The sequence below is a fragment of the Psychrobacter sp. genome (assembly GCF_041554015.1).
In the GTDB taxonomy this organism is placed as follows: domain Bacteria; phylum Pseudomonadota; class Gammaproteobacteria; order Pseudomonadales; family Moraxellaceae; genus Psychrobacter.
Genome location: NZ_JBFFMS010000005.1, coordinates 56,868 through 71,940 on the forward strand (window position 1 = coordinate 56,868; position 15,073 = coordinate 71,940).

Below are 15,073 nucleotides of genomic sequence, written 5' to 3' on the forward strand. Positions count from 1 at the left end.
CCCAATCTTATTTAATGTTGTGTATTCCGTTTAACAGCAACGATAATTTGCCATGTGAGTATACCGAACCATATAAAAAACAGTAAGCTAATGAACTGAATCCCACTCTTGTTTTCAAGTGCTTTACTGAATAGAGGAACATTAGCAGCACAGGCATTTAAAATTTTTGACAGAGATACAAACCAGTCTTGTGTTACGAAATTTCTAAGTAATACAGCATACCGTGCTATAGGTTTCTCACTAAAAATATCTTTATGCACTTCTAAAATACCGGTATAAACACTTATTGAAAATAAGAATATTATAAACGGTTGGATATAGCTCTCACCAAATCTAGATATATAATAGTTCGAACTAAGTACAAATTTTTTAGAAAAAGTACTCATTATATTTTTGAAAACATGTCCTGAACCTATTATATTTAATACATACTCATTGCAAGAAAAAACCACCCTGAAAAATAATTTTAAAAAATTTACACTTTCTTCAACATCACCACTTATCTCTTTTCTATATCTTATCATTTCATATATAAAAAACCTGTTTGATTCTATCTTGTTATTTACTTTTTCAAATGAGTTTTTTATTATCCTTAAAGTCTCTCTATCTGTTCCTTCTAAATTAATATCAGTATTTAAGAAGTTAGGTTCTTGCTTTATGTTTGCACTAGAAAAATTTAGACCTGAGGTGAATTTTGTATTCCTAAAGTTAGAAAAATCTTTGAAAGTAGTATAAATAAAATCCGTTATATTCTCTCTTTTACCGTCGCCGAATACTACATATTCAAATGCAGCAAACTCTTCAAAAATACTTTTATGGAATCTAGCTTTTATAAAAGAACTTCTATATACATCAAAAATACCATCTACATTAGAGTTTTCAAATCTAAAATCTTCAATTATCCTATACTTAATTTCGAACTTTGATTTGAACTTAGTATTTACTATCTCTAAAATATTCATAGTCAAAGTATCATCTTCAAAACTAAAACCTAACAACTTAAAATCCATTATTTGTTTTTTATTAATTCCATTTATTTTGAAATTAGACTCAAAAATACAATCACTTATAAACAAATTTTTAATTTTATAGCATTTTTTTATATTATCAAAATCCTTTATCTTTTTTTTACTTTCAGGTAGTTCCGAAAATGAAAACACATTATTTTCTATAGTTAATCCACTAATGTATATATTATTTTCAAAATCACAGTTTTTGAAAAAATTGTAATCTATTTTATTTCCGAAAATAGATGATGATAACTTTACATCACCCTTAAAACTACATTTTTTATATTTATAATCCTCACTAGGAATTAACGTTCTAGTATTTATTACCAGGTGTGGAATTATGGATATATCTCTTGTAAATATACAATTATCATAATAGCTATTATATACTCCAATAAAATTATCGTTATCAAACTGGCATTTTATAAAATTAATACGCCCTAAATATTTAGCTATAGTCATACAATTTAAAATATTATTGTATTTATCTTCATTTTTAGGAAAAATTATATTTTCAATCGATATATCTACTCTTCCTATCTTAATTTTTAGATCTTCATCCTCTGTAATATTTATATGTTTAAAATCAGATTCACTATAGTTATTTAAAATCTTACCATCTTTGCTCTCAATAAAATGTCGATGCTCTAATATTTTCTCAGATAAAAGACTAAAAAGCAGCTTGCAAAAAACGTTAAAGTCATCTTTGTCTACCTGAATGTTACTATTAAAGCAATGCAACGCACACTTGTCATGGGTTTTAAAAACCTTATTATTACAACTCTTGAAACAACATTTCATACGTACTGTCCTTGCTAAATGCTAGTAACGCATTAAAATTTTGATGATAATAGCATACAAATATTCAGCTTTTATAAGGATCAATAATTTATTAGAGAACTAAATAGTAGACAATAAAAAACGCCATCACAATTGTAACAGCGTTCTTTGCTAATACAGATATCTACTTTCAAATTACAACGCTTTTAACTCTTCCATCTGCGCCGTCATCGCGGTCAACTGCCCTTCTAGCTCAGCCAATTTTGCTTTCTCGCTTTCGACCACTTCCGCAGGTGCTTTACTGATGAAGCCTTCATTACCCAGCTTACGCGCGATACCTTCAGCTTGTCCTTTCAGCTTATCATATGACTTACCCAAACGTGCCAGCTCAGCGGTTGGATCGATTAGCCCTTTCATTGGTACGAGAACCCGTAGCTGACCGACCATACTTGATGACGATAGCGGCACCTCATCACCTTCTTTGACGATCTCTAAGCTCTCAACTTTGGCAAGCGCTTTAAACTGGTTTTTGATACGTGATAGACGCGCATCTTCATCAGCAGAGATATTTTGTAGCAGTACTGGCAAGCGTACGGCATTACCCAGTTTCATCTCACCGCGGATATTACGCACGCTGGCGATTAGTTCCTGTAGCCACTCCATATCGGCTTCAGTTTGCTCACTGATTTGGGCAGTATCGGTTTGTGGATAGTCAGCAACGACGATGCTATCAGTGTTTTTACGATCTAGTAGCGGCGCAACCGTCTGCCAGATTTGCTCGGTCAAATACGGCATGATTGGATGGCTAAAGCGTAGCGCGGTCTCGAGCACATGCAGCAGCACGTAGCGGATTTGCGCTTTACGCTCATCTGTCACCGAGTCATCATTAAGGCTGGCTTTGGCAAGCTCAACATACCAGTCACAGTATTCATTCCAGATGAACTCATAAATATCATGACTGACCATATCGAGGCGATACTGAGCAAAATGCTGATGGATATTGCTAATGGTCGAGTTTAGACGACTCATGATCCATTTTTCTGGCAATTCCCAAACATCTGCGTTGGCAGTCTGGTCAATCGCTTGTGCATTACCTTCTTTATCGACACAGTTCATGAGGACAAAGCGGCTGGCGTTCCAGATTTTATTACAGAAGTTACGATAGCCCTCGACACGTTTTAGATCAAAGTTGATATCGCGACCAGTACTAGCAAGGGAGGTAAAGGTAAAGCGCAGCGCATCGGTACCAAAGGCAGGGATACCCTCTGGGAACTCTTTACGCGTTTGCTTCTCGATCTTGGCCGCATCTTTTGGATTCATCATATTGCTGGTACGTTTTTCTACCAGCGCTTCTAGATCAATACCATCAATAAGGTCAATCGGATCTAAGACGTTACCTTTCGACTTGGACATCTTTTGGCCATTACCATCACGTACCAAACCGTGGACATAAACGGTCTTAAACGGTACTTGCGGCGTGCCATCTTCGTTTTTGACAAAGTGCATGGTCATCATGATCATGCGCGCAACCCAAAAGAAGATAATGTCAAAGCCTGTGACCAAGACGCTGGTCGGGTGAAAGGTATCCATCACGCGTGGATCCGCATTGACGTCCGCCCAATCAAGGGTACTAAACGTCCAAAGCCCCGAGCTAAACCACGTATCAAGCACATCGTTATCTTGGCGCAATTTCACATCAGCGGCGAGGTTATATTTACTACGCACTTCCGCTTCATCACGGGCAACATAAATCTCGCCCGTCGCATCGTCATACCATGCTGGAATACGATGTCCCCACCAGAGCTGGCGGCTGATACACCAATCTTGTAGGTCAGTCATCCATGCCATATACATGTTCTTATATTGGGCAGGGACAAATTCAATTTGGCCGTTTTCTACCGCGTCAATCGCAGGGCCAGCCAACTCTTTAACGGCGACATACCACTGATCGGTCAACCACGGCTCAACGATGGCACCGCCTCGCTCAGCGCGCGGGGCTTTGAGTGCATAGTCTTCAATCTCTTCTAACCAACCTTGCTCGCCTGCTTGCTCGACAAGGAACTTACGCGCCGCAAAACGCTCAAGCCCAGCATAGTCGCTAGGCGTGGTTTCAAGATTTGGCTCACGGGTTTGCAAATCAGGATAGACTTCCATCGCTGGCAGAATATGGGCATGAGCATCCAATATATTGATCAATGGCAGCTCATGACGACGGCCAAGCTCATAGTCATTAAAGTCATGGGCTGGGGTAATTTTGACGCAGCCAGTACCAAATTCGATATCGACATAATCATCGGCAACGATAGGCACGATGCGATTAGTGATTGGCAAGGTGATGGTTTTGCCAATTAAGTGCGCGTAACGCTCGTCCTTTGGATTGACGGCAACGGCGGTATCACCAAGCAAGGTTTCAGGGCGCGTGGTGGCGACGACCAGATAGTTTTTACCATCTTGGGTCGTTATGCCTTTATCAGTGAAATGATAACGGAAATGCCACAAGCTGCCTTTTTCATCATGATTGACCACTTCTAAATCAGACAGCGCGGTTTGGAACTTAGGGTCCCAATTGACCAAGCGCTTACCACGATAAATCAAACCATCATCAAACAGGCGCACGAACACTTCTTTAACTGCATTAGATAAGCCATCATCCATGGTAAAGCGCTCACGCGACCAGTCGACCGAGCTGCCCAAACGGCGAATCTGACGGGTAATATTGCCGCCCGACTCTTCTTTCCACTCCCACACTTTATCGATAAAGTCTTCGCGGCTCATGTCACGGCGCTTGATACCTTCGGCCTCCAGACGACGCTCAACCACCATTTGCGTTGCAATGCCCGCATGATCGGTACCCGGTTGCCACAGGGTATTGTCACCATCCATACGGTGATAACGGGTCAGCGCATCCATAATGGCATTATTAAAGCCGTGTCCCATATGCAGCGAGCCCGTGACGTTTGGCGGTGGCAAGGCGATAGAAAATGACTCGTCTTTATCAAAGCTTGGCTTAAAATAACCGCTGTCTTCCCAGCCTTGATACATGCCCGCTTCAACTTGTAGAGGATTGTAGGCATTTTCAAGTTGGCTAAGCGCCGCTTGGATAGAAGTGGTTAGATTGGTCTGGGTCGTCATAGTGGGATTGGATGTACTCATAATAGAAGGGTCTTTTATTAACAATGAATGTGGTCAAAAAAATAGGATTAATAATCAATATCGTGATTTTAACGCAGATGGGCAGATTTTGTTAGATGCTATGGCAATTTAGCCAATTTGTCGGGCGATCGAATAGGCGATAAGGACAGCAGAAACGAGGCTGTCTATTTTATAGAAGGTAATTAATGAGCATAGTTGATACTAGCGCTAAAGAAATGGTATTCAAGGTCAAATACGTGTATCAAGGTTTAACTTAGGGTCTTGTTGACAGGTTCAGGAGTAAGGACGGCGGTACCATAGGCAATGGCTTCTACCATGCTGCCCAACTGATTGATATTACTGACCTCAAGACGTACCCCATAGATATGGTTATAGCCTTTTGCCTGTGCTTGGGTGCGCATACGTACCAAGGCTTCGCGGCGAGCGCGTTCAAGCAAGGTCTCATAGGTGGTGAGATTTTTACCAAAGAGGCTCAGCACCTTGGCAATCACCATTTTAAAATAATCTTGGGCGATAACGACGCTGCCAAGCACCAGCTCACCTTCTGTATTGTCCACCAGTATGGGCGTATAAAAACGCTCACTTGAGATGATAATATAGCTCAGCTCAGCTTCGGCAGTCGCCAATCTTGCCAAATGCTGACGCTCATGACGCGCCCCAAAGAACCAGCCAACGATAAATAACACCAGCAAAGGCGCATAGTTCATCAGCATTTGGGTGAACGATTGATTCATGGAACCTCGCTTATCATCAAAAAGCGCTGCGGCTTTTTTTGTGGCTCATTAACCAAAGGGATTAAAACGCGGTAAATCGTCGTCTGCTTTTGGCGCTTGAGGCGCTGCTTGATTGCGATCGTGATTAGGGAGATCTGCATCACCTGAGTGATTGCTCGGCGGCTGGTTTGATGATTGATTTGATTGATAAACAGGTTGCTGTGGCATCGGCACAGCTTTGACCGCTGTACCATAAACAAATAGCTCGGAGGCACCTTGCGCAATGCTAGAGGTCGAAAAACGCAAGCCCACGACCGCATCAGCGCCCAATGCTTCAGCTTTGACGATCATGCGATCTATCGCTTCTTGACGCGACTCTTCTAACAGCTCGGTATAGGCAGTAAGCTCACCGCCGACGATGTTTTTTAGACCAGCAAACAAGTCCTTACCAACATGTTTTGAGCGTACGGTACTGCCGTATACCACATCCAAGCGCTCAGTAATCTGATAGTTGGGCAAGTGCTCAAGATTGGAGAGTTGTACAGTCATAGCACGACCTTATTGGTAATCTATAGAATGATTCAGCTAGCCTTTAGCTATCGATAACTAGGCATCGATAGCTAGTCAACGATAGCCACGCAAGTTATTTTAGCGCTACTTATCGTTTGAGTTAATCGTTGGTATGAAACAACAAAAACAGCTCAGTTAAGTTGCCCTCAATACTGTTGACCATTTGCACCATTTTATCTTGGTCACGACGCATCTCAGCAAGCTCAGGATCTTCATCATCAATACCGCTTAGCACAATCATCGGCAAGGTCAAAACTGCCACATCTTCCGCCGTTTCTTCATTTTCAAACCAATCAGTGGCTTCATCGCCATACATCGCATCAACAAAGCCAATGGACCACGCTACGATATCTGAATCATCAGAAAAATCGACTGCCACTTCTTCATTGCCCGCATCTTCACCAAATGGTAGCTCAATAGGCGTCTCGTTTTTTAGCTCAGCGATGATAGATTCGCGCCAGCGCTGGATACCGTCAATCACGTTCGCTGGGATCTCGCTCACATGATCTTCAAATAGCGCCTCTAACCAATTCGGCAATGGACGACCGATAACGGTTGCGGTCAAAAAACCGTGGGTCGCAACACTATCAAGCACAAAGGCGCTTTCTTCGTTGTCTAAATAATCAAGCAGTTCATCAAAGCTGAGTTGGTTAGTCATATGAAGTTATCCTTAAAAGATGGATTGCGCCGTAGGCAACAAATATAGGTTATATAAAATGACGAGAGGAATAAAGATGATAATTATCTGAAAGTCAGGTGATTTAGCCAAAGATTTTTAACTGCATATGGCTAAAGTAAAGCGTTAGAACATAGCTGGTTAAATAGGTAGTAATCATTACTGATACGCAGCATTATAGCTCATATTATGATTACCATGAAAAGCACAACCTAACCAGCTTAGCACAGCATACTTAGGATAATGGGGACAATTAGTTAACGATGGTCAGCTAATAGCCATAAAATAATCAATCAACATTTAGCAATGATCATAAAAATATTTGTCTATCAACGTCACGGTAATGACGACGAATCAAAGTTCGTCATCATCCCAATCATCACCATCTTCATCGAAATTATCAATATCATCTAGATCGTCTTTTAGCTCTTTGGCCAAACGTTTCTCTTCTAGCAAATTATCAATCAGACGACGTTTCTCAAGGCTACTTAAGCGTGTGCGTACACTCGTCTCAGCCTCTTCCACCATCTTGGCATCATCATCGTCAACGAAATCATCATCAAAATCGTCATCAATATCAGCATCACTCATGACCAACTCCTATCTTTTTTGGCAAAATTACTGAAAAGTTATCAATATATATATGCCTTATAAAGTCTCTATTGAGCCTTGTCAATGCTTTTTATCACTATGATGCATTTACAAGTCAACAACAAGTCATTGTTGGTCATTAACGAGCAGGCAATTGTAGACAATTTCTGTCCGTTAAATAGGATAGTACACCCTACTCTTCTGAGTCATCGATCATCAATACCGCATTACGTACATCAGCCAAACGCTGGATCATGGCATCATTGCCACCATCAAATATCGCACACTCACGCTCGTAGACAGTCGTTGGACGCATGACACTTTGTACCTGTACATGATGACTGATTTGTTTTAAACCCGCATTCGGCAACAAAATCAGCATCTGCTCCTTTTTGCCAATACTGTCTAGTAGATGCGTCATGGCATCAACTTGGGCGTTATCACTGACGCCAGCTTTGGCGGGCAAGGCAAATCGTGACAACTCAATATGTTTGTCATGGATGATTTTATTGAGCATCAAGTACAGCTTGGCCAGCATCACGCCTGCCAATGCAACTTTTGCATGGCTATTATCCGCTTTAAGCATCACATAAGCGCCACTTTCATCAAAATTTGGCTCATTGATTGCGCTTACACCCAACAACAAAGGTTGTTTTAGCAGCTCAGTCACCGCTTGGTTTAGTAGCTGCGTACAGAGTGCCAAATATGGCAGGCGCTGCGACGGCGCCAAGCGCTCAAGCATATTGAACTCATCATGAAAGACTATTTGGACGCTGACACTATCAAATGCTCTGGTGGCAGACAATCGAGAGGCATGATGGTTAGCATGCTGACCATTGTCGTCAGCTTTATAGGCAGTAGGATCATTAGCATCACTGTCCGTCATATTACCGGTCGTGCCACTTGTATCATCATCGGGCGTCGAGTCCTGATTCTGCTGGGTTCTCACATACTGATTGACCGCACTATGGATATCTAATTTACGCGTATTAGGCTGCTGGTTATTCGATGTACCAGTAGCTGTTTGGGTATTAGAGCCTCCTCCGGATAAGTCATGATCATGATTGCCTACATTATCACTTTGGCTACTACCTTTTCCATGTTCGTCAGCAGCAGACATCGAATGACGACGTTCTCGCTCACGATCATAGCCGCGCTGATCAAACTGCGTATATTGCTCACGATGCAAGTCTTGAACATCGCGGCTGATGGCATTGATTTGCTCTTTGGTTGGGCGGGCGATATAGCTATAAATCAGCCAGAGCAATAAATGCAGCACCATCGAGCCGATGACAAAGGGCCATTGCATGGCGATGATTTCGCCTTTACTGATGTCTTTTAGTGTCAATGCCACACTGCCGATGACCGCATCGCCTTTGGTTGCAATCTGGCTAATGGTGTCGCCCTGCTGCATCGGTGCATTGCCGACCGGCACCAAGATATCGCCATTATTGTCTTTAATCAGGATACGGGTCACGTCCTGCTCGCTGGTATAGCGATTGGCAATGACACTTAAGCTGACGCGGTCCTTGTTTTCTAAAGACAGGCGTGCTTCATCGATGAGCTGGGCGACCATTTGCTCGCCTTTTTGCGCACGACTGTTGCTCAGCTGTTGATCGGTACTGATGACCAATAATAGGGTTTGCAAACAAAAACTAACCAGAAGAATGATGGCAAACAACCCTTGCCGCGGCGCTAAGTAGGTCATGATATGGGAAACTTTTTTGGATAAATGGAGTTAAAAAACGAGGCTAGTGCTCATTCGCTCATTTTTGCAAGAGTATGCGGCTATATTTGTTCAATTCAATACCACATTGTCTAAATAATCTTCTTTTATAAGACAGCTAATTAAACGCTGCTATCGTACAGTAGTTATGTTGTGCAATTATGTGTGGCGCAGGCATTTAAGCTATATTTATTACACGTCCGTCCACTCATTTATATCTACTATATCACCATAGTAAGGGTTATGGCGTTAGCGCGTATCATAATTTTTTTGTAATGAGTCATTTCAATTTTATTTAGGCTTTTGGCGACAGTCGCTGTTTTATTTGTTGTTTTATTCGACGCTGATACTTTGCGCCTCCTCTATAGTCGCTGCCCCCTAAAGCTGTTATTATTCCTAATCTTATATCAGCATACAAGGGACAATTGAGCGATGCCAAACAATACCTCTTACTCGTTACCAAAAGACAGCAAAGCATGGCAACAGGCGGTTGATTCCGTGGCCTCGTTATTACCAGAGGGGACCAATGTACAGGATTTTGACGCACTACAATCCTTGCCTATTTTTGCTTTGATTGTGGTATTGCCAACACAGGTATCCTCACTTGATATTCACCAGTATGTACAATCATGGGTCGATGAGCAGCCAAACTGGCATCTGGTCACGGTCGCAGAAGACGCCGATGCCAATGTTGTAGATGTTGAGATCGCGGATATAGACACCACGCAACCTTTTGCCAAACGCTCATTTGTCGATGTGCAAGTCTTCCGTTATTTATTGGTGCCAGTGACTGATACTCTGATGCATCCTGCCAAAAAAACCGCAGCTGCTCATATCATCGATGATCAGTTGACCACACGCCTGCGTCATGACTTGACTGAAGCTTATAACAACGCTCAAAGCGCCGCCGTAAGCGATCATCTGGATGTCGTTGATTGTCATATCTTATCGGTCGGTCATATGCTGCGCACGCATAAGCTTGCTTGTTTTGATATGGACTCTACCTTGATTGAACAAGAAGTCATCGTTGAGCTGGCAAAAACGGCAGGTATTGGTGAGCAAGTAGAAGCCATCACTGAAGCTGCCATGCGGGGCGAGATGGATTTTGATGAGTCTTTTGCACAGCGCGTGGCGTTATTGCAAGGAATTCCAACCAGCGTGCTTGATGAGATTTGTAGTCGTTTGACGTTATCGACAGGTGCGTTGGCTACCATCAGCGCGCTAAAGGCTTTGGGTTATCATACGGTACTGGTCTCAGGCGGCTTTACCTATTTTGCGCGCTATATCGCTGAGCAACTGGGTATCGATGAGGTCCATGCCAACTCATTAGATATTGAGGAAGGTGAGGTCACCGGTCATATCCAGCTGCCTATCGTTAATGGTGCCAAAAAAGCAGCTATCGTAACGCATACGGCTGAGCGCTTAGGGATTGATATGTCACAAGTGGTATGCGTGGGTGATGGTGCTAATGATCTACCGATGATGGCACTGGCTGATTTGGGCGTGGCGTTTAATGCCAAACCTATCGTACAAGCACGCGCCGATGCCGCTATCAATGTTACGGGGCTTGAAGGGGTGCTCTATGCACTAGGTTATCCAGCATTTGCGCGCAGCAGCGACCGTAGCGAAGTTTAATTACTCACAATCTATATTTAAAAAAGCTGAGCCAATATATTTTAATTGGTCCAGCTTTTATGGTTTATTCTCTGCTTTACAGTGTTTCTTGGCGCTAAAGGCTGGTTAATATAGAAAGAAGACAGTGGGACTGGAATAAATTCTTTTTGCTTGCTGTACCTACGTCGACAGAGGCTGCGTAAACATTTATTCCAGTCCCGCAGCATGGTGTTGCGTATCTACTTTATTTAGTATTGACTATACTATACTGCCAGTCGCGATTGTCATTGCGTATTGCCACTTTTAGCGGTTTCAATAACTTTATCTTATCCAATAAAAAGGATTGTCCATGACGGCATCACAATCACCACGGCCAGATGCGCCGTCATCTTCCACCCAGTTAGCTGATCAACTTACGGCTGACCAACCTGCGGCTGATGAGAGCAGCCCAATTTATCACGACAGTCCTAAGCAGTTACTGGGTGTCTATGTGCGCGGGCTAGCAATGGGCGCTGCTGACATTGTACCGGGCGTCTCTGGTGGTACGATTGCGCTGATTGCAGGTATTTATGAGCGCTTAATTAACGCGTTGAGCAGCGTCGGTCCCAATCTTTGGCAAGTGTTTCGTCAAGAGGGTGGTATCAAGGGTTTAATCGCAGTATGGCGACAAGTCGATGCGACTTTCTTACTGTTTTTATTGATGGGTATTGCCACCAGTCTTGCCACGCTTGCTGGTATTATTAAGCATTTATTGGACCATCAACCTTTGATGATTTGGTCTTTCTTTTTTGGTTTGGTTATTGCCACTGTCTTTTTGTTGTTGAGTGAGATTAAACGCTGGAACATCGGGCGGACACTATTGTTTTTACTTGGAATAGCCAGCGCCGTTGTTATTAGTAGCTTGCCTTTGATGAACACGACGCCAAGCTTGCCTTATCTGTTTGTTGCCGGTGCTATCGCTATTTGTGCGATGATACTTCCTGGTATTTCAGGGTCTTTTATTTTACTGCTGATGGGCGCTTACGATACGGTGCTTGAAGCGGTCCATACTTTAAACTTTGCCATTATCTTGACCGTTGTGGCTGGTATGGCAACGGGATTATTACTCTTTACCCGTATGCTCAAATGGTTATTATCCCGTTATTATCAAGCGACTTTAGCACTACTGATTGGCTTTATCGCAGGCTCACTGGTCAAAGTTTGGCCATGGAAAACCGATGCGCTAGGGACATTAAATAGTGAAGCTGTCCATAATGTTATGCCATGGCACTACCCTACTGGCGCGCAGTGGTTGACGACTTTAAGCTTGATGCTATTGGGCGCTATTCTTGTGACTGCCTTATCACTTTGGAGTCGCCGTAGCCTGCGTCCTTAGTATCTGTCTACTCTTGCTATAGTCGATTCAATTTAAAAACAATACAGTACTGCTGGGATAAATTTTGCGAAGCCTCTGGAGTGCAAAGCGCACAGCAAGCGAGAGAAATTTATACCAGCATAATGCTATTCTTAACATAACTCTTCTATATTGAACTTACTATATTAAATCTTACTATCAAAAAAGCGCCCATATCGTGGCGCTTTTTTGGTTTTTATCTCTGCAAGATATGACAGTGATTTTGCTCTATGATTTTAAAAAATCAAACGTCAGCTGTTGTCGCAAAGTCGCCTTTAGAGGCTTTAGCTTTGGGCTACAAACTTCCATAATAGCCTCGTTGACATTCACCTTATGAAGAGCGAGATGAACAATGTTATTAACAATATTTTCTATATCAGGTAGCGAGGCGTTGAGTACCAGTGCCATATTGGGCTATGGTTTATTTTTAATTGCAGTTATTGCCATTGCCCTGTCATCACAGCGCTGGTTGCTTTGGTATCTGTTTGGTGGCATGGGATACTGGTTAGCGGTCGAAGTGATTCATCATTTAGTGACCCTATGGTTTGTATGGTCAGAGTGGCATAATTATGTGGTTGCGATGGGTATCAGCTGGCTGCCTTTGGGCGCTTGGGTGTTATATCGAGCACTGCGTTACGAAGATGTCAGTCGCAGCATGATACAAGAGCGAGAGCGACATGCGGCGCGCTATATCGAGCACACCCCTGTCTATGACGACGACTATCAGCCACGTTTTTATTAAACCTGTCCCCCACTATGTCTGCCATATTTGTCATTGAATGTTACAAGATGCTTAACATGCTCTACGTAACTCCTAAAGAATTGAGCCCTAGCAATCATTTATAATCCACTTATATATTTGTCACAAAAAGTGTTATAAAGTACGCATTATCTTGCGTCTTATTTTTTAGGAGTGTGTCTATGTTTACCGTACCGGTTTTGGATATTAAGTCTGATCCATTAGATGTTTTATTGGCAGTGATTGGTTATCGCTTGTCTATGCTCGCTGATAGCGATAATGAAGAGGTAAAAGCCATACTTGCAGATCGCAAGGTTACTATTGAGCTTGCCAGCACTGAAGCGGATGTGGCACGTTATTATAGCTTTGATAATGGTGCATTTAGCCAACATAGTGGGCATGCTAAAGACGCGAATCTGACTATTAACTTTAAAGACTCTATGACTGGGGTCAAGCTTTTGACTAAAGGTAGCTTACCTGCCTTTATGACGGCTGTACAAGAAGGCAACTTAAACATCGAGGGTGATTATAGCCTGATGATGTGGTTCAATAAACTTGCTAAGCATATCGTGCCAGCCATTCCAGAAGAATGTAAACCTTATATCCAAAAAGCCAAGCCATATGCTTATAAAGCCCAGAAACTTGCCAATCACTGGGTCGGCGTTGCTAAGCACAAGTTGGGTAAATAATGGAATAATCAGCAGCGATAGCTAAATATCTGCTGCGCTAGATTCTGATTTTCTAAAAAGGTTGCGCTATACTATAGCGCAGCCTTTTTTATTGTAGATTATACTACCAAAAAATTAAAACAGCTGAGCGACAGTTGCTGTTTATCTTCTACGACCATACTTACCATATACGACCATGCTTAATATCTCTATAAAAGGATTTATACTATGTCAGCACTGCTTAATGTTACAGAGCCAAATAACAGCAATGACAATGATTTTTTAACATCGTTAACGACTGATGCCGCCCCATCTACTGACAGCAAATATAGTCGCGAGCAAATTGCTCAACTGTTCGATTTGCCGTTGATGGATTTATTATTGCAAGCACAAACCATACATCGTCAACACTTCAATGCCAATGAAGTACAAATCAGCACCTTGTTGTCTATCAAGACTGGCAATTGCCCTGAGGATTGCGGCTACTGCTCACAATCTGGTCACCACCGTGATACCACCAAGCTACAGGCAGAAAAACGTATTGAAGTCGATAAGGTCATTGCTGCTGCCAAACGCGCAAAGGCCACAGGTTCATCAAGATTTTGTATGGGCGCCGCATGGAAGCACCCTAGTGCCAAAGACATGCCTTATGTGGTCGAGCTGGTCAAAGAAGTCAAAGCACTGGGACTTGAAACCTGTATGACGCTAGGTATGCTAGATACTGACCAAGCAGCACAATTGGCTGATGCAGGCCTTGATTATTACAATCATAACTTAGATACATCAAGAAGTTATTACGAGCAGGTCGTCAGTACGCGCAGCTACGATGAACGTCTAGATACCATCACCAACGTACGCAACTCAGGTATCAATGTCTGTAGTGGAAATATCGTCGGTATGGGTGAGAGCCGTGACGACCGCATTGACTGGGTGCACGAGCTACTAAAAATGCCGAAAGCACCAGAGTCTATCCCCGTTAATTTATTAGTGCCGATTCAAGGTACGCCAATCGGTGATAAGGTGTTGGCAGAAGGTCAATTGTCAGTGCTTGAATGGATTCGTACCATTGCTGTGACGCGTATTTGCTGTCCAAGTAGCTATGTACGCCTATCTGCTGGTCGCGAAAGCCTATCTGACGCTGAGCAAGCATTGGCATTTATGGCGGGTGCCAACTCATTCTTTTATGGTGATAAACTGCTGACTACGGGCAACGCCAGTCAATCAGGTGACGATAGACTGATGCGCGAACTTGGTTTGACCAAACAATTTGCCGCCCCTCGTGCACCAAAGCTAGTGCCGGTCATGGATGCTATGAGCGGTCATCAATCGCAAGTAGTTTTGGCCAGCTAAGCTAAGTAGTTTTGGCTTAGTGCTACCATTATCAGGAAATCTACGCTAAGCTTGCCCGCATTTATCATTGTTTAAAATAACCAAAGAGAC

12 protein-coding genes are annotated in these 15,073 nt (G+C 42.6%); 5 read left to right on the plus strand and 7 right to left on the minus strand.

Going from position 1 to position 15,073, the window contains the following annotated elements; translation table 11 throughout:
- Positions 1 to 11: 11 nt before the first annotated feature.
- The 7 genes from ABYU67_RS02910 to ABYU67_RS02940 form a co-directional block, all read right to left on the minus strand.
- On the minus strand, positions 12 to 1,811 hold the full coding sequence (locus ABYU67_RS02910; RefSeq protein WP_372843515.1) for a hypothetical protein: 1,800 nt from the start codon (positions 1,809 to 1,811) through the stop codon (positions 12 to 14).
- Positions 1,812 to 1,985: 174 nt separating this feature from the next.
- A complete protein-coding gene (locus ABYU67_RS02915) occupies positions 1,986 to 4,943 on the minus strand; it encodes a valine--tRNA ligase (protein ID WP_372843516.1) in 2,958 nt (985 codons plus the stop codon).
- A 248-nt stretch (positions 4,944 to 5,191) separates the two neighbouring features.
- On the minus strand, positions 5,192 to 5,677 hold the full coding sequence (locus ABYU67_RS02920; protein ID WP_372843517.1) for a YbjQ family protein: 486 nt from the start codon (positions 5,675 to 5,677) through the stop codon (positions 5,192 to 5,194).
- A 48-nt stretch (positions 5,678 to 5,725) separates the two neighbouring features.
- Entirely contained in the window at positions 5,726 to 6,205 is a 480-nt protein-coding gene (locus ABYU67_RS02925; RefSeq protein ID WP_372843518.1) for a YbjQ family protein, read from the minus strand.
- Between the two features lie 121 nt (positions 6,206 to 6,326).
- The gene (locus tag ABYU67_RS02930) at positions 6,327 to 6,884 is read right to left on the minus strand and encodes a UPF0149 family protein (protein WP_372843519.1); all 558 of its coding nucleotides are present in this window, start codon (positions 6,882 to 6,884) and stop codon (positions 6,327 to 6,329) included.
- Positions 6,885 to 7,256: 372 nt separating this feature from the next.
- Positions 7,257 to 7,493, minus strand: a complete 237-nt coding sequence (locus ABYU67_RS02935) for a PA3496 family putative envelope integrity protein (RefSeq protein WP_011281113.1) — start codon at positions 7,491 to 7,493, stop codon at positions 7,257 to 7,259.
- A gap of 193 nt (positions 7,494 to 7,686) precedes the next feature.
- A complete protein-coding gene (locus ABYU67_RS02940; protein ID WP_372843520.1) occupies positions 7,687 to 9,201 on the minus strand; it encodes a hypothetical protein in 1,515 nt (504 codons plus the stop codon).
- A 450-nt stretch (positions 9,202 to 9,651) separates the two neighbouring features.
- Between ABYU67_RS02940 and serB the strand changes: the two genes are divergently transcribed.
- The 5 genes from serB (at position 9,652) to bioB (ending at position 14,983) form a co-directional block, all read left to right on the plus strand.
- Entirely contained in the window at positions 9,652 to 10,854 is a 1,203-nt protein-coding gene (serB, locus tag ABYU67_RS02945; RefSeq protein WP_372843521.1) for a phosphoserine phosphatase SerB, read from the plus strand.
- Between the two features lie 328 nt (positions 10,855 to 11,182).
- Positions 11,183 to 12,208 (plus strand): DUF368 domain-containing protein, encoded by a 1,026-nt coding sequence (locus tag ABYU67_RS02950; RefSeq protein ID WP_372843522.1) that lies wholly within the window; start codon positions 11,183 to 11,185, stop codon positions 12,206 to 12,208.
- Between the two features lie 370 nt (positions 12,209 to 12,578).
- Positions 12,579 to 12,968 (plus strand): AciT family ciprofloxacin tolerance protein, encoded by a 390-nt coding sequence (gene aciT / locus ABYU67_RS02955; RefSeq protein ID WP_372843523.1) that lies wholly within the window; start codon positions 12,579 to 12,581, stop codon positions 12,966 to 12,968.
- 179 nt (positions 12,969 to 13,147) lie between these two features.
- Positions 13,148 to 13,654 carry a hypothetical protein gene (locus ABYU67_RS02960; protein ID WP_372843524.1) on the plus strand — a complete coding sequence of 169 codons (507 nt, stop codon included), beginning with the start codon at positions 13,148 to 13,150 and terminating at the stop codon, positions 13,652 to 13,654.
- 207 nt (positions 13,655 to 13,861) lie between these two features.
- Positions 13,862 to 14,983, plus strand: a complete 1,122-nt coding sequence (gene bioB / locus ABYU67_RS02965) for a biotin synthase BioB (protein WP_372843525.1) — start codon at positions 13,862 to 13,864, stop codon at positions 14,981 to 14,983.
- Positions 14,984 to 15,073: the final 90 nt, after the last annotated feature.

Bases quoted from the DNA above. Each gene is read 5' to 3' on its own strand.
- ABYU67_RS02940 (WP_372843520.1), bottom strand. From the start codon at position 9,201: ATGACCTACTTAGCGCCGCGGCAAGGGTTGTTTGCCATCATTCTTCTG.
- serB (WP_372843521.1), top strand. From the start codon at position 9,652: ATGCCAAACAATACCTCTTACTCGTTACCAAAAGACAGCAAAGCATGG.
- ABYU67_RS02930 (WP_372843519.1), bottom strand. From the start codon at position 6,884: ATGACTAACCAACTCAGCTTTGATGAACTGCTTGATTATTTAGACAAC.
- ABYU67_RS02960 (WP_372843524.1), top strand. From the start codon at position 13,148: ATGTTTACCGTACCGGTTTTGGATATTAAGTCTGATCCATTAGATGTT.
- bioB (WP_372843525.1), top strand. From the start codon at position 13,862: ATGTCAGCACTGCTTAATGTTACAGAGCCAAATAACAGCAATGACAAT.
- ABYU67_RS02925 (WP_372843518.1), bottom strand. From the start codon at position 6,205: ATGACTGTACAACTCTCCAATCTTGAGCACTTGCCCAACTATCAGATT.
- ABYU67_RS02920 (WP_372843517.1), bottom strand. From the start codon at position 5,677: ATGAATCAATCGTTCACCCAAATGCTGATGAACTATGCGCCTTTGCTG.
- ABYU67_RS02950 (WP_372843522.1), top strand. From the start codon at position 11,183: ATGACGGCATCACAATCACCACGGCCAGATGCGCCGTCATCTTCCACC.
- ABYU67_RS02915 (WP_372843516.1), bottom strand. From the start codon at position 4,943: ATGAGTACATCCAATCCCACTATGACGACCCAGACCAATCTAACCACT.
- aciT (WP_372843523.1), top strand. From the start codon at position 12,579: ATGTTATTAACAATATTTTCTATATCAGGTAGCGAGGCGTTGAGTACC.
- ABYU67_RS02935 (WP_011281113.1), bottom strand. From the start codon at position 7,493: ATGAGTGATGCTGATATTGATGACGATTTTGATGATGATTTCGTTGAC.
- ABYU67_RS02910 (WP_372843515.1), bottom strand. From the start codon at position 1,811: ATGAAATGTTGTTTCAAGAGTTGTAATAATAAGGTTTTTAAAACCCAT.